Source organism: Pseudoduganella sp. SL102 (assembly GCF_027856995.1).
GTDB lineage: Bacteria > Pseudomonadota > Gammaproteobacteria > Burkholderiales > Burkholderiaceae_D > Rugamonas > Rugamonas albidiflava.
The window spans coordinates 5,559,745-5,578,511 of the sequence record NZ_CP115554.1 but is presented as its reverse complement, the minus strand read 5'-3'; the positions used below and the strand labels follow the sequence as shown (position 1 = coordinate 5,578,511).

The window sequence follows — 18,767 nt, the reverse complement described above, 5'->3', positions numbered from 1 at the left end:
CTTCGTTCCATGATGGACAGCGGGTACCTGAATGATTAACAAGAAAGACTGCAAGTTCTGCGACAAAAAAGGGCTGCTGTGGCTCCCGCTGCGCTACAGCGCCGTCGTGGCGGACAAACCGGGCGATCTCGCTTCGCTGCCGGCCCTGGGCGGAACGCTCGGCAAGGGTGTGACGGACCTGGCGCTGACCGAGGCCAAGTATGGCGTGCGCCTGTTGCGGCCCGGTTACCTGTATGTGCTGATCGAACGACAGGGCATCAAGTACTGGACCGCCTACCAGGTGCTCCAGGATGCATTCCTGTACCAGTTCGAGCCCGAGCAGCCGCCCCAGGTCACGCCCGAATTCAGTTGCGACCGCTCCGTCTGCGGTGTCAACGCAAGCATGGTGGCGATCCCCAATGCCCGGGAAGTCACCAGGATCTGGTCGCTGTTCACGCCATCGGCCATGACCAAGGCCAAGCTGGCCGAGTACAAGGGCAACGCCGACGCCTATGCCGCCGACGGCAAGATGCAGACCTTCAATCCGGCCGGCTGGCTCGATGGCACGACCGACCAGCCGCACAGCCTGCTGGCGCCCGAGCTGTTCAAGAAAGTGGTCGAGTATCTGCTGTTCGCCAAGGGCGGCGCTGCGCTCACCGATCCGCTCGGTGTCGCCATGGAGAAGCAATTGTTCCCCGCCAGCCGGGACGCTTATGCCGGCGCCCCTCCGAACGCCAAGGGTGAATACTATGGTCGCCTCGGTTCGCTGTTCAACTACATCAAGAAGAGCGGCTTTGCGACGCTGGTTTTATGGGATCACATCGGTGTTACGCAGGAACTGAATGATTTCCGTAATGCTCCGCTGGAGGGGGTGCAGAACTATCTCGGGGCGACCGACCAATATGGTGCTACCAACGAGCACCGTCTGCAGGTCTATGAAGCGATCGAAGAAATCAGGACAGGCTTCGAGCAAGGCATCGTGCAGAGCACGAAGAGCTTTATCGACCAGCATCAGCACGGCAGCGATCAATATTTCCAGCGGCAGCGTAATGTAGCCCGCACCTTGCGTGCACAAGGCCGCATCGCCGACGCCGAGGCTGTGGAAAAAAGTGTCGACGAAAGCCTGAAGGCGCGCGCGGTCAATTACCGCAAGGCGATCGAAGAGGGCAAGGTCAACGGAGCCGAAAAATGGCGCAGTAAATATGAATCGCGCCTTGATACCAACGAGATGAAGGCGTTCAGGGACAAGTTGAACAGTCACACCACGGCGGCGTTCGAGAAAGCCAACAAGCGGGCGCCCGATCATCTCAAGTGGTTCCTGGCCGAGCGCCTGCTCGATGCGTTCGATGCGTATGATCAAAAAAACCAGAGTTCCGGATTCGATTTCGCGATGGAGTCAGCAGTCTGCAGTTTTGGGCTGTCCGGATGCAGAGCCGGCGAAGCGAAAATCGATGAGTGGGTCCAGGCGAAGGTCATCGATCGCAAAAACCTGTACATGCGTGGCTACTATCAAAACCAGCGCGAGCTCATCGATGCGGCCAGGCAGGCGTACAAGGATATCCAGGTCGAAGCCACGAAGGTGACGGCGGCGTCCGAGATCACCGCTGCCACGATGATCAAGGCAACTAAGGGGCTGGTGAGTGCCTTCAAGAGTACTGATTCGGCGTTCGATGAATGGGTTCGGAACCAGAAAAAAGCGACAGACTCACCCTTCATAAGGGACTGGCATAAGCCAAAGCACGCGAGCAAGGCATTGGGGCAGAAATATGGTATCGAGCTGATTCTCTTTCACAAAGTAACAGAGATTACCCGCACAGTCTTCCGCAAAGGCTTAGGAACATCTGTCGACAAAGTTCTGGTCGCGCGGCTGAGCGGAATTTTATATGCGCGCCTCGGTAGTGTCGCGGAGAAACTCCGGTACGACGATCTGATGCTGGCGATTGACAAAAGCAAACTGGCAGATGGGTACAAAGGACGGAGCGCCGAACGTAATGCGGAACTGGCCAGGCGCAGAGTACAAGGCAAGGCCGCCGCAGCGATACCGAAGGAGCTGGCGCCGTCGCTGGGTGACCTGGTAGCTGATGCACAGGAAAAAAACAAAGCCAACATCAGGTTGGATGAGCTAGTTGGAAATAACAATCCTCCCACCAACAATTACCACCATGTGCGGATAGGCGCAGTGTTGGCGTGTATCGAAATGATCGGCCTTGGCGAGAAACTCTCCCATAACAAGTGGGACTCGGATAGCCTGATGGGTATCGCTGGTTCAGCGATGGCCGTTGGTAGTGTCGTACTCGACATGTTCTACGCGGGCGCAAAATCTATCCGCGAGATCGAACCATACAAGAGCATCTCTGCGATCAACAAGTCTGCCGACATCGTACGCGGCGGATTCAAGCTGGGTGCAGGAGTTCTTTCTGCTGGAGCGAGTTTCTTTGGTGCGATTCTCGACTGGGGTAAAATGGATAAAGAGAAAGATCCAGTCATGCGCACCATCTACTTTTTGCGGGCTTTAACAGGCACCGCTAGTGTATTCATGACGCTCATAGCGGCATTTTCATATCTGGAACCGCTCCTCAACCATGTGAGCAAAAGGTATGCGGAAAACCAGCTGCGCTACAAAATGCTGGAAGCTACCGCGTCACTGGCCGGCAAAGCCGCTTTACGGGTACGCCTGCTGGTATATATTGCCCGCCTTAACTGGTTTGGCTTGGCGCTTACTGCAGTAGAAATAGGCTATCTCCTCTTGAAGGACGACGACTTGCAAAACTGGTGCGAAAAATCGGTGTTTCGGCGGCAAAAAAAGACCACTGGTTGGCTTGGGGAAACGTCCATCAATGAGAATTTTGCGAATGCCACGGCTGAACTCGAAGAACTCGATAAAGCATCGCGCGCCATCGCCGCAGGAGGATAACGATGAAGGAACCGATCGCACAATACGATACTGATGAAACCTTCGTCATCGAAGGCGTTCTCAGCGATCTGCACGTCGCCCTCGGCAGAGAGAATCTGCTCGCGCAGATCAGCCCGCATTACCGGGCTGGCAGCGCGGCGGCCGGACTTGGTACCGCGCTGGCGGGATTCCATGGACAAGTCGCGGCAGCCGCGTCTGTCGCCATGTACGACGGCGAAGATACGGAGAACTTCGCATGCCTGATCGGCCAGGAAGTCATGTGTGGCACGTTCGGCGGCGCCAGCAAGCTGCCGGTCGGTAAGCAAGTGAAGGCCGTGGTATCGAAGCGTGGAGATGTACTCGTTGCGCACGGGATTCTCAGCGAGGACACAGGTCTGGTCTGGGTCGGCCACGCCTGGGGCAGCAAAGCCGAGCGCATGGCCAACCTCAAGCTTGCTTTTTGGTGCTTCTGCTTTGTCGTGCTTTGTATCACCGGCTTTACGTTCTTTCTTAACGTCTATCCCGGACTGAGCGAGCTTGAAACCATCGCTCTGGGAGCGGTTGCGGCAGCTGTACTGTGCTTTGGCAACGCGTTATGGTCCAGTAGCACCATGAACGCGCTGGCTGATCCTGCGACTGATGTCTTCCGGAAACTAGGTTTCGCCGATCCTGAGCGTGTGAACTTGAACAGCTACCAATACGGCATCGTGCATCGCTTTAAAGTAATACATAGCCCGGATATGCGCGCCAACTATGCCAATATCCATTGTTATAAAAAGGCAATTGAAGATGGGAAGCTGAAGCTTGCGTAGCAGGTCTGGTTCGTGTGCCCGTTGGTTCGATTAATCATCCGCGAATTTTTCAGCGGGTCTGCTCTGTTGGCGGATTTTCGAAGTGCCAGCCGCACCAACGAACAGGTATAAAAGCCAAGGAATGTGCAGGGCGACGAGGGTGGAACGAAACGTGTTTCAAATTGAAGCGCATGAGGAAGATGGCAAATTATTTATCGTGGAAGGTGTAATTTCAGACCTTCACGTTTCGATTGGAAAAGAGAATCTGTTACAAAAGGTCTCCAGGAACTTCCAAGCGCATAGTGTGGTAACAGGGCTCGGCGCTTCTCTGGGTGATCTGTACGGGCAAGTTGCCGGCGCTGCATCGCTGGTCATGTACGACGGCGACGATACCGAAAACTTCCTTTGCCTCTTCAATGATCAAGTGATGTGTGGGACATTTGGTGGCGCTAGTAAATTGCCGGTTGGTAAGGTGGTCAAGGCAGTTGTGGAGAAGCGGGATGACTTGTGGGTGGCGCGGGCAATCATGTACGAAAGCGATGGCCTGCTATGGATTACTTACCCATTGGGCTGTAAAGCTGAGCGGAATGCCAACCTTAAAATTGCATGGTGGGGGTTCTGGTTCCAGTTCCTGTGCATGTTTATCGTCGGATGGGCAGTTGCTGGCTTTGGGACAGAGAAATTTTGGGAACTGATGACGATCAGCTTTTTCGGCATGGGTCTGATCTTGCTTGTCATGGTACTTTGGAATAGCTCGACAATGAATGCGCTTGCCCATCCAGCAACGCAGATTTTTAGTGAGCTGGGTTTTGCTAATCCAGAAAGCGTGAATCTGAACCGCTACCGATATTCAACTGTGCACGATGAGCTTTTGCTTCCTGGTGATGCGGAAGCTAATCACTCCAATATTTACAGTTTTGGGGCGGCACTGAAGGATGGAAAATTGAAGTTTCAGGCCTAACCTTTATTCTCTAAGCCTGAAACTCGGACACGAGAATTGTATGGCTAGAGTTCTTTAATGCGGTTGCGCTTTCATCTGTTACAACGTCCGGCGAGTCATGGGAAATCCTGTATCTGCACCTGCCAGTGACACGTATGTCATCGAAGAAGTTCTCACCGATCTGCACGTCGCCCTCGGCAGGGAGAATCTGCTTGCGCAGATCAACCCGCATTACCGGGCTGGCAGCGCGGCGGCAGGACTGGGTACCGCGCTGGGGGGATTCCATGGACAAGTCGCGGCAGCCGCGTCGGTCGCCATGTACGACGGCGAAGATACGGAGAATTTCGCATGCCTGATCGGCGAGGAAGTCATGTGCGGCACATTCGGCGGCGCCAGCAAGCTGCCAGTCGGTAAAAAGGTAAAGGCCGTGGTCTCGAAGCGCGGGGATGTGCTGGTTGCACACGGAATCCTCAATGAAGACACAGGCTTGGTCTGGGTCGGCCATGCGTGGGGTAGAAAAGCCGAGCGTATGGCCAACTTCAAGCTGGCGTTTTTTTGCTTCTGCGGCGTAATGCTTATGGTCACCGCCTTCACGTTCTTCCTTAACGTGTATCCGGGGTTCAGCGAACTTGAAACCATTGCTCTGGGAGCGGCTGCTGCTGCTGTACTGTGCTTTGGTAACGCGTTATTGTCGAGCGGTACGATGAATGCGCTGGCCGATCCAGCCACTGAAGTCTTCCGCAAACTGGGTTTCGCCGACCCTGAGCATGTGAACCTGAATAGCTATCAATACTGCATCGTACATAGTTATAAAGTGACGCATAGTACGGATATGCGCGCCAACTATGCCAGTATCCATTGCTATAAAAAGGCAATTGAAGATGGGAAGCTGAAGTTTGCGTAGTAGGCCTGAGTCGCCTGCCCGTGCGTTCGCTTAACCATCTGACGAACTTTTCGACATGTGTGCGCAGTTGTCGGAGTTTCGAAGTGCAATCCGCGCCAACGACAACAATTTATAAAACCTTGAAAGGCGTCGAGAGCGATTGATGTGAAGCGAAACACTACGGTTCGCAATACGGTAGCGCTGTCATCTTCCTAACCTGCTGCGAGTCATGAAAAATCCTGTTTCTGTACCTGCCAGCGGGACGTATGCCATTGAGGAAGTTCTCACCGAACTGCACGTTGCGCTCGGCAGGGAAAATCTGCTCGCGCAGATCGACTCCCGGCACCGGAGGCGAAGCGCGGCGGACGGAGTCGGTGCTGCGATGAACAGATTTCATGGCCAACTAGCGGCAGCCGCGCCGGTCGCCATGTACGATGGTGAAGATACGGAGAGCTTCGTCTGCCTAATTGGCAAGCAGGTCATGTGCGGCACATTCGGTGGCGCCAGCAAACTTCCAGTGGGCAAGAAGGTCAAGGCGGTTGTTTCCAGGGACGGCGACGTGCTGATTGCGCACGGCATTCTCAGCGAGGATATGGGCTTGGTCTGGGTGCGTCATGCATGGGGCAGCAAAGCCGAACGCAAGGCCAATTTCAAGATGGCTTGGGGGGCCTTTTGCTTCGCCATGATCTGCGAGGCAGCCTGTATATATTTCCTCGGTGTGAATCCTTGGATGAGCGAACTTGAAACCCTGGCATCGGGCACGGTTATAGCAGGCGTGCTTTGTTTCGGCAACGCGTTATGGTCCAGTGGGACGATGAACGCTCTGGCAAACCCTGCGACTGACGTTTTTCGAAAGCTGGGATTTGCTGATCCAGAATGTATCAACCTGAGCAGCTACCAATACGACATCGTGAACTTCAACAAAGTAGCGAACAGTTCTGATTCAAGTGCAAACTATTCCAATATCCACTGCTATAAGAAGGCCATCGAGGATGGCAAGCTTGAGCTTGCGCGCTGATCGTGGCCGCAACGATCCAATGAACATGAACTGCCAGCGTCATCACTTCCATAAACAGTGAAAACCGAACTGTCCGATAACGAAACCCGTGTGATCGAAGGTATCGTCACGGACCTGCTTGTAGCAAGCGAATGGGACGATTTGCTCGACAAGATCAGCAAGCATTGCCGGGTCGGTACGGCGGCAGCCGGCGGCGATGCGATGCAGGCCGGATCGTATGGCCCGATTCCCCCTGCGCCGGGCATCATGGGATGCGGCGAATACGACGATTACTTTGTCTGCCTGGTGGGCCAGCAAGTGCTGTGGGGGGGAATCAGCGGTGCCAATAAACTGCCGGTCGGTAAAAACATCAAGGCCGTGGTCGAGGAGCACGACGATGTACTGGTCGCGCGCGGCATGATCAGCGAAGACACGGGCCTGGCGTGGCTGCGCCACGTGCGTGGCGGCACAGCCGAACGAAAGAACAATTTCAAGGTTGCCTGGTGGTGGTTCTGCTGCGCCATGGTCTTCGAGATTCCGTTCGTGCTCCTGCAGGACGTGGATTTCGGAATCGGAAAGCTCCGGGTGCTGGGCTGGGGGACGCTGGCGACGGGAGCGCTGTGTTTATGGTTCGCGATATGGGACAGTATCAACTTGAATGGCATCGCCGATGAGACCACTGAAATCCTGCGCCAGTTGGGTTTTGCCGATCCGGAGCACGTGAACCTCGGTGGCTACCTCTACAAATACCGGAATTTTCATGAAGTAATGCACGGCGTCGAACAGTTTTGCAACCTGAACGATGTCTACTGCTACCAGCAAGCCGTGAAGGATGGCAAGCTGAAGCTGGCGGATCCGGCGGAGCGTTGATCGCCCATCGACTCAGCCAATCTCCCCGAAGACACCGCACCGGCGCCCGGGCAGGCCGCGCGGACGACCCGGCCGAGGTGGCTCGACAATAACGCAGCGGACAACATGGCCACATAAAACAAAAAGCCTTTGATTCGCGAACGAATCAAAGGCTTTTCTGAATTCTGGTTGCGGGGACAGGATTTGAACCTGTGACCTTCGGGTTATGAGCCCGACGAGCTGCCAGACTGCTCCACCCCGCGTCTGAGGCAAGGATTATATACCTTCACTTCCCATTGTGCAAGGCACGTTTTACGATGCCGAAACAGCCAGGCCAGGAATGCGATTATTGCCAGGAAACGGGGCGGTACCGCGCTCCGGCAGTCGCCAATATTTTTTTGGATCGCAACTGTTGCTTAAGTTCGGGCACTAAGTTCGGGGACTGTCCCCGAATTTTGGCAACATCAGTTAAATCAAGCACTTGGCAGCTGGGGAGTGCTGCTGGGCTGGTTGTAAAACAACAGGATCAGGCCGCGCCCAGCCGCCACAGCGACGTCACCTCGGCCGAACGGGCGGCGTGCAGCGGGTCTTCGGCGTCGCCGGCCTTCGGGTGCACGGGCTTCACGTCTTGCCGGCCCAGCACGACCAGGCCGGCTGCCGAGATCCACTCGAGCAGCTGTTCACGGGGCCGCAGGCCCAGGTGTTCAGCCAGGTCGGACAGGATCAGCCAGCCTTCGCCGCCTTCGGTCAGGTGATCCTTCAAGCCGCCCAGGAAACCCTTCAGCATGCGGCTGTCGAGGTCATACAGCGCGTGTTCGATCGACGAGCTGGGACGTGCCGGCAGCCATGGCGGGTTACAGACGACCAGCGGCGCGCGGCCCGGCGGGAACAGGTCCGCTTCCAGCAGTTCGACCTGCTCGTCCAGTTCGAGCCTGTGAAGGTTGTCACGCGCGCAGGAGAGGGCGCGGCGGTCCATGTCGGTGGCAACCACGCGCGGCACGCCGCGCCGCGCCAGCACGGCACTCAGCACGCCGGTACCGGCGCCGATGTCGAAGGCCACCGTGGTCTTCTTCGGCAACGGGGTTTCCGCCACCAGCTGCACGTATTCGCCGCGCACCGGCGAGAACACGCCGTAGTGCGGGTGGATGCGCGCATCGATCGCCGGGATCTCCACGCCCGTCTTGCGCCATTCATGCGCCCCGATCACGCCGAGCAGCTCGCGCAGCGAGATCACGAACGCATCCTCGCTGCGGCCGTAGGCTTCGTTGCAGGCCAGTTTCACGTCCGGTGCGCGGCGCAGCGGGATCGTGTAGCCGGGTTCGAACGGGATCAGCAGCATGGCCAGCGTGCGGGCCCGCTGCGATTGCGCCTGGCGGTGCAGGTGGAAAGCTTCGGTCGGCGTGGCAGGGACCTTGGCGGCCTTGCGTTTCGGCTTGCCCTGCTTGCCATCGGCGCGGCGCGCCAGCGCCTGCAGCAGTTGCCGGGCATTCTGGAAGTCGCCGCGCCACAGCAGCGCCGTGCCTTCGCAGGCCAGGCGGAAGGCGGTATCGGCGTTCAGCGTGTCGTCGGCAACCACCACGCGCTTCGGCGGCGGCATGCCCGCCTCCGAATGCCAGCGGGCGGAACGGTCGGTTCCTTGTTCGGTCCAGTGGAGGAGGGAGTTGTCCATGTGCGTCCGGTTCTGCAAAGGTGCTGCTGGGTGGTAAACGGCGAAACCGCCTGCACGGCGGTTTCGGACTGTGGCACCTATTATAGCGGGTCAGGCCGCGTCGTCCTTCGGTGGCGTGGTCGAGATGGTCAGCGGGATGTCGCCGGCCGTCTTGACGAGCGGCACGTCGACAGGGCCGGAGGACGGCGGCGCAGCCGGCAATTCCGTCATGGGCACCTTGATCGGCGCCCGGGTCTTTTGCGTCGCCTGGTCGGCCGCCGGGCCCTGGGCCGGCAATTCCGTCATGGGTACCTTGATCGGTGCCTGGGTCTTGTCCGTAGCCTGGTCGGCCGCCGGGGCTTGAGCCGGCAATTCCGTCATGGGTACCTTGATGGGCGACTTGATCTTGTCAGTCGCTTCCGTCGCCGGATCGGGCAGGTAGGCCTTCACGGGCGAGGGCGGGGCATAGGTATCGAGCGACTGGGTATTCTTGACGAGCTGCATCAGCCGCATCGACAGGTTGCCCAGCACGTCGCCGTTTTCGCCGTTCTTCACGTCGCCGGAGATGCGCTTGTCCATCAGCTTGAACAGGTCGCCCAGGCCGCCCGGCCAGTCGATGTCCGGGAAGTCGAACGACGGGAGCGACTTCGCCGTATCCTGTCCGGCCACTTTCTCGTCGGACGCGAAACCGGCCGTCATCGACGCCTCGTATTGCACTTCCACTTCGAAATCGTACTTGCTGCCATCGGCCAGCGTGATGGTGCCCTTGCCCATGAAATGGGAGCTTTCATTCAGGCTGAAGGCGGAAGCCTTGCCGATGCCATTGGCGCCCTCGCTGCGCAGGGTGCCGGCCGCCAGCGTCGACGACGTGTCGAGCGCCACCGAATCGAAGTCGATCGTCGCGCCTTTCGCGCTGTCGCCCAGCAGTTGCTGGGCAAACTTGCCGAGCAGGTTCTGCGCCAGGTCGATCGTGTTGTTGCCGAGCGCATCGATGCGCTGCTGCAGGTCGACCGCGCCGGACGACAAGGCGACATTGCTGCTGGCCTTGGTGGCCGCCGGCTGCTGCACGGTATTGTTGCCGCGCGCCGGCTGCTGGGTCGAGCCGGACAGGGCGGTGTTCTGGTACTGGCGGGTGCCGAGTGGAGAGAGCGAAGACATGGCTGGCCTCTTTTTACAATGTCCCTCTACATCGGCATGCGCGCCGATTACTTGAGGAAATCAGTGATGGTGGGTCCACAGGCCGTTCGAGGCCAGGTATGCCTGCACGGCATCCGGCTGCCCGATGGCATGCAGCTTCACTTCGCCGCAGGCGCACACGCCGGAATACGGCGTGATGTGCGAGCAGGCGGATACTTTCTGGACGGCGACTTTGACCGCCTTCGCGCATTTCGCGCACTTGAACGTCAGGGTACGTGGTGCTTTCAACATGTTTTCAACAACGCCAACAACGGTTTAGGGTAGGGAGCCATTTTATCAGGCTACGCTCACGTGGCTGCGGCCGCCTGCACCGGGTTGCACGATGATCCGCGTCGCGATCCGCTCCGTCATCTCCTGCACGTGCGAAATCACGCCTACCTTGCGGCCCATCGCCTGCAGGTTGTCGAGCGCGTCCATCGCTACCCGCAGCGTTTCCGCATCGAGGCTGCCGAAGCCTTCGTCGATGAACAGCGATTCCACGCGCACCCGGTTCGACGACAGCGAGGCCAGCCCCAGCGCCAGCGCCAGCGACACGAGGAACGATTCGCCGCCCGACAGCGAGTGCACCGAACGCAGGTCGTCGCCCATGTGCAGGTCGCGCACCAGCAAACCCAGCGACGGCTGCGACGGGTTGTCGATGCGCAGCAGCTGGTAGCGGGGCGCCAGCTGGCGCAGGTGGGCATTGGCATAGCCGAGCAGCACGTCGAGCGTGAATTGCTGGGCGTAGTTGCGGAACTTCTTGCCATCGGCCGAACCGATCAGCTCAGCCAGCCGGGCCCAGCGCCGCTCGCTGGCTTCCTGCCGCTCCAGGCCTGCCAGCATGGCGCTGGCGCGGCGGCGCCGCTCGTCGTCCTGCGCCAGCGCCACCTTCAGGGCGGACACGCCTTCCTGGGCGGCGCGGCGTTCGGCGGCCAGCGCGTCGAGTCCTTCACGCAAGGGCTGCGGACCAGATTCGGCTCCGGCCGGCGCCGTGGCGCGATGCTGTTCCAGCTGGGCTTCGCGCTCGCGCAGCACCGCCACTGCCTGCGCCACCGCGCCATCGAGCGCCTGCAAGGCGTGGCGTTCGGCGCGGATCGCTTCCTGCGGATGCGCCAGCAATGCCAGCAGCTCGTCCATCGAGGCGACGCCGTCCACCGGGGGGCGAACAGGTCCGGCTCGGCATGGGCGTGCCGGAACGTTTCCAGCCACGCGGCCAGGTCGCGGTGCGCGATGCCGGCCGCTTCGTCCAGTTCGGCGAGGCGGCGCTGCGCGTGCACCAGCGCCTCGTCGCAGCGGACCCTTGCCTGGGCGGCCTGCTGGCCCGCGTCCTGCTGCGCGCGCAGGGCGGCATGGGCCGCTTCGCAGGCGGTGCGCAGCCGCGTTTCCACTTCGCCCACGGGCGCGCCATTCCACAATGCCACGCGCTGGGCACGCGCCGCCTGCAGCGCTTCGTCCGCCGCCAGGAAGGCGGCGCGCGCGGCATGCTCGTCGGCGGCCACTTTCGCGTGCGCTTCCTGCAGGGCCGCCAGTTCGATGTCCAGCGCGGCGATCTTCGCGGCCCGTTCGTCCAGGTCGGCGTGCTGCTTCTGCCATTGGCGGCTTTCGGCCTGGCGCAGCGCATGGAAGTGCTCGGGGTTCTGTTTCCAGTGGTCCTTCCAGCCATCGGCGCCGGCTTCCGGCGCATCGGCAAAGGCGGCATCGAGATCGTCGAGCAGCGCATCGAGATGGTGGACCGCGTCGATGTGCTGCGAGCGCAGCGCTTCGGCCTGGGCCTGTGCCTGGGCCAGCGCGGTCGCGGCGGCCGACAGGGCGGCCTGGCTGCGCGCCTGTTCCGCGGCCGCCCGTTCGCAGGCACCTTGCGCGCGGTCGCGCACGGCGGAGGCCTGGCGCATCGCCTGCTCTTGCCGCGCCACCTCCTGCAGCGCCGCGGTGGCGGCGGCGAGACGGCCGGACAGCCAGGCGGCTCGCTCGCCGTCGCCGACCGCGGTGCCGTCGTCGAGCGTTGCCAGCGCGGCGTTCCAGCGTTGCGCCAGCGCCGCGAGCGCCGGCGCCAGCGACGCCAGCTCCTCGCGCACCTGCGCCAGCCGCGCCGCGTTCGATGCCGCCAGTGCCCGCTGCGTGGCCTCCTGTTCGATGGTGCGTTCCTGCGCCGTGCGCCACTGCGCCACGTCGGCCCGCAACGCGGCAAGCATGCCGCGCAGCTGGTCGTTGCCGTGGTACGGATGGTCGGCCGAGCCGCACACCGGGCAGGGCGCGCCGTCTTCCAGCGTGGCGCGCAGCTGCTCGACGCTTTCGCCGCATGCCGCCTCGGCCAGCGCCAGCGACCGTTCGGCCTGCGCCAGCGCGGCCTTGCCGGCGGCGAGGTCGGTGCGGGCTGCGTCGGCCAGCACCTGCGCCGCGGCGCGCGCCCCCTCCAGCTGCCCGGCCTGCGCCACCAGCGCCGCATGGCGGTCGTTGCGCGCGGCCAGGTCGAGCCACAGCCGTTCGCCATCCTGCAGCGCGGTGCGGCGCGCTTGCAGTGCCTCGCGTTGCGCGCCCAGCGCGTCGGCATCGAAGGCGGCCAATGCCGTCACCGCGGCGGCACGTTCCACCTCGGCCGCGCGCAGCTTTTCCGCCGCGCCTGCCAGGCCGGCCTGGGCCGCCATCTCCTCGTCGCGGTGATGCGCGGCGCGGCGCTGCGCGTCGGCCAGTTTCGTGGCGATCGCCGCGCCGTGATGGGCGGCGCGGCCTGCCTGCGTGAACAGTTCTTCCCAGCGCGGCCACTGCTGCGCCAGCACGGCCCAGTGCCGGTGCGATTCCAGCCAGGTGTGGCCGTATTCCTGCGCGGCGACGAGGCCGCGGCGTTCATTGCGCTTGTCCGACAGCGCGGCCGCCGCCGCCGTCACGGCCGCCACGGCGGCGTCGCGCGCGGCACGGGCTTGCGCGTGCTGCGGCTGCATGGCCTCGATGCGGGCGTCGAGCGCCTTGGCCCGGTCCAGCTGCGGGCCGGCGTCGCGCCGGGCGGCTTCGGCGGCATCCACGCCCTGCGCCGCCTGCTGCTGCGCGGCCGCGGCGGCAGCCTGCGCCAGTTCGGCCTGTCCCGCCTCCTGGCGGCAGCGCTCGATGGCGGCACGTGCGCCGGCCGTGTCGAGCGCCACCCGCTGGACCGCGTCGTGCAGCGGCCGCGCTTCCTGTACCGCATCGAGCTTGTCGAGTGCCGCGCGGCGCGGTGCGGCCGCCGCCACGTCGGCAATGCGCGCCTGCCGCGTGGCCTCGGCCTGCGCGATGCCCTCGGCCAGCCGCGCCGCGCCCTCGTGCCAGCGCAAGTCCGTTTCCAGCGCGGCCTTGCGGGTGTCGAGCACGGCCAGGGCCGCTTCCGCCTGCCGCGCCTGCGCTTCCGTTTCCGCGCGCTCTTCACCGGACAGCGGCTTCTGGTCCGCCAGGCGTGCCAGCATCTGCTGCAGCGCCTGCGCCTCGCTCTTGTGGCGCTCGTGCGCGCGGCGCGACAGGTCGCTATAGATCGTGCTGCCGGTCAGCGTTTCCAGCAGCAGGCCACGCTCGTCGTCCTGCGCCTTCAGGAAGGTGGCGAACTCGTTTTGCGCCAGCAGCACGGCGCGCGTGAACTGGTCGAAGTTCAGGCCGATGCGTGGTTCGATCTCGGCCTTCACCTCGGTCTTGGTGCCGCCGATCGGCTGCAGTTCGGGCAGGCGGTGCAGCGTCATCGCGGTCGGCTGCAGCGCGCCGGTGGCCTTGGTGCGCGAGCGCCGCACGCTCCAGCGCGCCCGATAGGCGATACCGTCGCTGCCCACGAAATCGACTTCCGCATGGCCTTCCGGGGTACCGCGGCGCAGCAGGGTGCGCGAGTCGTCCGAGCCGATCGGGTCGCCCACGTCGGGCGTCTTGCCGCGCGCATGCACCAGGCGCGGCGTGCGGTCGTACAGGGCCAGGCACAGCGCGTCGAGCAGCGTGCTCTTGCCGGCGCCGGTGGGGCCGCTGATCGCGAACAGGCCGGCCGAAGCCAGCGGGTCGCTGCCGAAATCGACCGAGAATTCATCGGCCAGTGAGGCCAGGTTGCGGCCGCCGATACGCAGGATCCTCATCGCGCCGGCTCCGCCAGCAGCAGTTCGGCAAACGCGGCCATCTGCTCGTCCGGCGCATCGCTGCCGAATTTTTGCCGGTACAGCCGCGAGAACACGTCGGCCGGCTGCAGTTGCGCGAGCTGGTCCAGCGAGACTGCCGCTTCGTCCAGCGAGCCGCCGCGCCGCGCGCTGCTGGTCTCGATCTTCGCCAGCCGCACATGCTTGCCTTCCAGGGCCGCCTCGATGCGGGCACGCAGGCCGGGCTCGGGGGCGTCCAGGAGCACGCGCACCTCCAGGTAAGGCTGCGCATACGCTGGCGCCAGCGGGAAGTCGAGCGCTTCCAGTTCGTCGAGCACCTGGTCGAGTGGCGCGGGCCTGGTCGGCACGCGCAGCAGGTGGACCGCGCGCGGTACCGGAACGGCCACCGTTTCGCGCAGGGCACCGCCGTCGAGGTCGACGCGCAGCACCTGGTGCTGGTAATGCACTTCGGAGAACGACAGCGGCAGCGGGCTGCCGCAATAGCGGATGTGGGCGTGGCGGCCGATCTGCTGGGCCAGGTGCAGGTGCCCCAGCGCCGCATAGGCGATCGACGGCCCGAAGATCCCGGCCGGCAGCATCTCGGTGCCGCCGATGACGATGCGGCGTTCCGAATCGGCCGACATCTGGCCATCGACCATGTGGCAGTGGCCCATCGCCACGATGGCCTGGCCGGGCTGGCGCAGCGCCTCGGCATGGGCCAGCGCCCGCTGGTACAGTTCGGCGATGCCGGCCAGGTACGGGTCGCCGCCGCCTTCCACGCGCGGCACGTCGGACGGCCGCAGGAACGGCACCGCCAGGCACCAGGCGGCCACCGCGCCGTCGCGGTTGGTCAGCGGGTGCACCAGGCGGGCCACGTCGATCGCGCCATCGGCCGTGCGCTCGACATTGCCGACCACGCGCGTGCCCAGTTCCTCGAGCAGCGGGCCGGGAGCGTCGATGCGGCCGGGCGAGTCGTGGTTGCCGGCCACCAGCATGATGTCCAGCCCGGGCGCGGCGGCCCTGGCCTGGCGCAGGAAGTGGTACAGCTGGCGCTGCGACGCGGCGGACGGATTGGCATTGTCGAACACGTCGCCGGCGATCAGCAGCGCGTCAGCCTGTTCGGCAACGATCGTATCGAGGAGCCAGTCGAGGAAGCACTGGTGTTCGTAGTGGCGGTCGAAACTGTGGAGCGACTGGCCGAGGTGCCAGTCGGAAGTGTGCAGCAGGCGCATGAAGGTACCAGACGAAGCGAAGGCTCGATGGAGGGGTGGGCCGGAAGCGCGACAGTGTAGCGCATCCCGGCCGTGGCGGATAGCGCCGCCTCCGCCGTGGCTGGCAGCCGGGCGCCGGATCAGCCGGGTGTCGCGGCTGCCTTGCTGCGCCGGCGCGCCGCGGCCGCCAGCAGTACCATGCCGGCGCCCAGCATCGCGTACGTGGACGGTTCCGGCACGGTCACGACCAGGTTGTAGTCGAATCGCTGGGCCAGCCCGGTGCCATCGCCCAGCAGGGTCGGATCCATGTCCGGCGCCACTTTCCAGTCAAAGATCGAAAAGCCTTTCGTCAGCGGGTCCGCGTAATAGGCGGTGGCCGGCTCCAGGACCGACTTGATGCCGAACTGGTCGGCCGCCGTGAACACGTATTGCTGGATGGTGGCCAGGTCGCCGTACGTGTCGGGATCGAAACTGATGCTCTGGTAGAAGCGCTTCGTGGTGCGGCCGGCACCATCCGTGTCCGACAGGATCTGCGAGCTGACCTGGCCGATCGCGTCCAGGCTGTACACCTGCCCGTCCAGCCGCAGCGAGATCTGCAGGTCCGCATCGGTGGCTTGCATCCAGGTGTTGTCCACGCTGGTCATCACATTGGCGCTGTCGAAGACGCTCGTCACCGTCAGGTCGAACGCACGGCTGCCGACGATATCGCCTTCCGGGAACAGGCCCGGCAAGTTGAATGCCGCGGTCGACCCGGCGGTGTGCGTGGTGATCGTGTAGATATCGGCCATTGCCGAGGAGCAGGCCAGCGCGGCCAGCAGGGCCGCGGTGCCGCGCAGTGCCGCCGGCATACGGCGCCGCGGCAGCGAAGGGTGATCGAGGAAGGCATTCATCGTTAGGGCTCCTGAAAGTCTGGCCGCGGACGGCAACTGCGAAAAATATACATGGATGAGCGTTTCCGGGGCGCACTGTTAAGGCCGTTCGTCACGCCACGGCGCCCGGCCGCAGCCCGGCCAGCGTGCCGCCGGTGCGGAAAGTATTGCGGCCGGCCTGCTTGGCTTCGTACAGCAGCGCGTCGGCGCGCGCCAGCAGCCCGGCCGGGTCGAGGTCGCCGCCAGCATGGAAGGCGACGCCGATGCTGGTCGAGATATCGGCCCGCACGCCATCCAGGTCGAAAGGTGCGGCCACCGCGGCCACCAGCTTGGCCGCGGTGCGCTCGGCATCTTCGCAGCGGTGCAGGCGTTCCAGGATGACGGTGAATTCGTCGCCGCCCAGCCGTGCCACCGTGTCGGTATCGCGCAGCGCATGGGTCAGGCGGCCGGCGAATGCCTTCAGCAGCGCATCGCCCACCGCATGGCCGTGGGTATCGTTGACGGGCTTGAAACGGTCGATATCCATGTACATCACGGCCATCAGGGAACCGTTCGCACGGCTGTGTTCCATCGCGGCACCCAGCCGGTCCATGAAGCCGGCACGGTTCGTCAGGCCCGTCAGCGCATCGATGGTGGACAGGCGCAGCAGGTGCTGCTTCTCGCGCCGCAGCGCGGTAACGTCGGTGCGCACCACGTGGAAGCCGACCACGGCGCCGTGCTCGTCGTCCCGCTGCGGTATGTAGCGTACCTCGAAGCTGCGCGCACTGCCGTCCGGCTGCGCGTCCTCGACTTCCTCGAACGCGACGGTCTCGCCGGCCAGTACCCGCCGCACCCATGGCTGCAAGCTCGCATAGCGCCGCTCGCCGATGATGTCGCGCGCGCGCCGGCCGATCGCCTGCACGCCCATGCGCGTGAATTCCTGTTCGTAGACCAGGTTCTGGAAGCGGTACACCTCGTCGGTGTCGACGTAGGCGATCATGGCGGGCATCATGTCGGCCAGCATGCGCAGGCGCGCCTGCTGCTGCCGGCTTGCCAGCTCGGCCTGCTTGCGGGCCGTGATGTCGCGCGTGGTGACGGCCACGCCGTCGTCGATCGCCACGATCTGGTGCTGCAGCCAGCGTGGCGTGCCGGTGCGGGTTTCGAATTCCTCTTCCAGCGGCTGGCCCGTGTCGAGCACGCGGCGGTACTTGTCGAGGAAGCCTTCGGCGCGCCACGCCGGCACCAGCGCGCCGATGCGGTGGCCCAGCAGCGCGGCGCGCGGGTGGCCGAGGATGGCGGCGCCCCGCTCGTTGACGTCGACCAGGATGAAGTCGCCGCCGCAGGCTTCGCGGCAAGCCTTGAGCAGGAATACCGCATCGAGGCTGGCATCGGCCGCGGCGCGCAGCTGGCGCTGCGCTTCGTGCGCCGCCTGCGTGCTGTCGCGCAGGCGCCGCGCCTGCTGCATCAGGGCCGCCACGAAGGCCAGCACGACGGCCGAAGCGATGGCGGCGGCGGCCACGTAGATCGCGCGGCGCCGCTCGAAGCGGGCCAGCGCATGCGCCTTCGCATGGCCGACGACAGCCGTCAGCGCGAAGCGGGGCATGTCGCGGAAGGCGTAGATGCGTTCGGTGCCGTCGACCGGGCGCCGCGCCACGGCTTCCTCGGTACCGCCAGCCGCATCGCCGCGCGCCGCGGTGAACGCCAGCGTGCCGTCATTGAACACGCGCTCGTCGATGCGATTGGTGGACAGGCCGGTATCCCTGCTCAGCAGGCCGACATAGCCGCCCGGTCCGGGCTCCAGGCGATCGTAGTCGTCGACGAACAGCGCCGGGTCGACCAAGATCACGACGGCGCCGGCAAAGCGCCCGTCCGCGCCGTCGAGGCGGCGGGCGATGCGGATGTGCCATGCATGGGAAGCGCCGGCGGCCGGATTGGAAAACTGCGCCATGTCGCTGTGCGATCCGGCCACGGCGCGGAACCAGCCTTCGGCTCCGGCTTGCGCGGCGAACCTGCCATGCAGGCTGGCGGCGAGCCGGCCATCCGGTCCGTACAGTGCGACCGGCAGCGCCAGCCTGCGCGGCAGCAGCGACGCCAGCAGGCCGTCGCGGCGTCCGAAATCCTGCACGCGCAACGCGCCTTCGGTTTCCTCGAACTTGAGCTTGAACAGATGCGTCGCGTGATCGACCTGGCGCAGCAGGAAGCCGGTGTTCTCGGCCAGGGTGCGGGCCTGCGCGTGGCTCTGCAACACCGCCTCGTGGCGTGCCGCGGCCCGTTCCTGGCGCACCTGCCAGTACACCGCGGCCCACATCGCCGCCAGTACCACGGCCTCGAATGCCGGCAGCAGCGCCGCCCGGTACAGCTCGCGCCATGCGCTCATTCCATCCTTCCCCACCGGTTCTCCGCTGATTGTTTGGCTGCTTGCCGGGCTGATTGCCGGGCTGATTGTCGCGCTGATCGTCGGGCTGATCGTTCGGCT

The 18,767-nt window shown here is 63.7% G+C and carries 14 protein-coding genes and 1 tRNA gene; 6 read left to right on the top strand and 9 right to left on the bottom strand.

Going from position 1 to position 18,767, the window contains the following annotated elements; translation table 11 throughout:
* The first annotated feature begins 31 nt into the window (after positions 1–31).
* The 6 genes from OU994_RS23440 (at position 32) to OU994_RS23415 (ending at position 7,353) form a co-directional block, all read left to right on the top strand.
* On the top strand, positions 32–2,893 hold the full coding sequence (locus tag OU994_RS23440) for a T6SS effector BTH_I2691 family protein (protein ID WP_281607917.1): 2,862 nt from the start codon (positions 32–34) through the stop codon (positions 2,891–2,893).
* Positions 2,894–2,895: 2 nt separating this feature from the next.
* A complete protein-coding gene (locus tag OU994_RS23435; protein ID WP_281607916.1) occupies positions 2,896–3,684 on the top strand; it encodes a hypothetical protein in 789 nt (262 codons plus the stop codon).
* A 151-nt stretch (positions 3,685–3,835) separates the two neighbouring features.
* The gene (locus tag OU994_RS23430; protein ID WP_281607915.1) at positions 3,836–4,624 is read left to right on the top strand and encodes a hypothetical protein; all 789 of its coding nucleotides are present in this window, start codon (positions 3,836–3,838) and stop codon (positions 4,622–4,624) included.
* 97 nt (positions 4,625–4,721) lie between these two features.
* Positions 4,722–5,507: a hypothetical protein gene (locus tag OU994_RS23425; RefSeq protein WP_281607914.1), complete on the top strand. Its 786-nt coding sequence runs from the start codon at positions 4,722–4,724 to the stop codon at positions 5,505–5,507.
* 208 nt (positions 5,508–5,715) lie between these two features.
* Positions 5,716–6,504 carry a hypothetical protein gene (locus OU994_RS23420; RefSeq protein WP_281607913.1) on the top strand — a complete coding sequence of 263 codons (789 nt, stop codon included), beginning with the start codon at positions 5,716–5,718 and terminating at the stop codon, positions 6,502–6,504.
* A gap of 57 nt (positions 6,505–6,561) precedes the next feature.
* Positions 6,562–7,353 (top strand): hypothetical protein, encoded by a 792-nt coding sequence (locus tag OU994_RS23415; RefSeq protein ID WP_281607912.1) that lies wholly within the window; start codon positions 6,562–6,564, stop codon positions 7,351–7,353.
* Between the two features lie 165 nt (positions 7,354–7,518).
* Here OU994_RS23415 and OU994_RS23410 read toward each other — a convergent pair.
* From OU994_RS23410 to OU994_RS23370, 9 genes are all read right to left on the bottom strand, one after another.
* Positions 7,519–7,595: transfer RNA gene (locus OU994_RS23410), tRNA-Met, on the bottom strand.
* A 263-nt stretch (positions 7,596–7,858) separates the two neighbouring features.
* Complete coding sequence (locus OU994_RS23405; RefSeq protein ID WP_281607911.1) at positions 7,859–9,001, bottom strand: class I SAM-dependent methyltransferase; 1,143 nt, start codon at positions 8,999–9,001, stop codon at positions 7,859–7,861.
* 90 nt (positions 9,002–9,091) lie between these two features.
* Positions 9,092–10,138, bottom strand: coding sequence for a hypothetical protein (locus OU994_RS23400; protein WP_281607910.1), 1,047 nt, complete (start codon positions 10,136–10,138; stop codon positions 9,092–9,094).
* 60 nt (positions 10,139–10,198) lie between these two features.
* A complete protein-coding gene (locus OU994_RS23395) occupies positions 10,199–10,408 on the bottom strand; it encodes a hypothetical protein (RefSeq protein ID WP_281607909.1) in 210 nt (69 codons plus the stop codon).
* A 45-nt stretch (positions 10,409–10,453) separates the two neighbouring features.
* The gene (locus tag OU994_RS23390; RefSeq protein WP_281607908.1) at positions 10,454–11,113 is read right to left on the bottom strand and encodes an SbcC/MukB-like Walker B domain-containing protein; all 660 of its coding nucleotides are present in this window, start codon (positions 11,111–11,113) and stop codon (positions 10,454–10,456) included.
* Positions 11,047–14,235 carry an AAA family ATPase gene (locus tag OU994_RS23385; RefSeq protein WP_281607907.1) on the bottom strand — a complete coding sequence of 1,063 codons (3,189 nt, stop codon included), beginning with the start codon at positions 14,233–14,235 and terminating at the stop codon, positions 11,047–11,049. Before OU994_RS23385 ends, OU994_RS23390 begins: the two co-directional genes overlap by 67 nt.
* Entirely contained in the window at positions 14,232–15,464 is a 1,233-nt protein-coding gene (locus OU994_RS23380) for an exonuclease SbcCD subunit D C-terminal domain-containing protein (RefSeq protein WP_131144851.1), read from the bottom strand. The genes OU994_RS23385 and OU994_RS23380 overlap by 4 nt, the downstream gene beginning before the upstream one ends.
* Positions 15,465–15,583: 119 nt before the next feature.
* Positions 15,584–16,333 carry a PEP-CTERM sorting domain-containing protein gene (locus OU994_RS23375; RefSeq protein ID WP_281607906.1) on the bottom strand — a complete coding sequence of 250 codons (750 nt, stop codon included), beginning with the start codon at positions 16,331–16,333 and terminating at the stop codon, positions 15,584–15,586.
* A 91-nt stretch (positions 16,334–16,424) separates the two neighbouring features.
* Positions 16,425–18,668 (bottom strand): diguanylate cyclase domain-containing protein, encoded by a 2,244-nt coding sequence (locus OU994_RS23370; RefSeq protein ID WP_281607905.1) that lies wholly within the window; start codon positions 18,666–18,668, stop codon positions 16,425–16,427.
* Positions 18,669–18,767 lie beyond the last annotated feature (99 nt).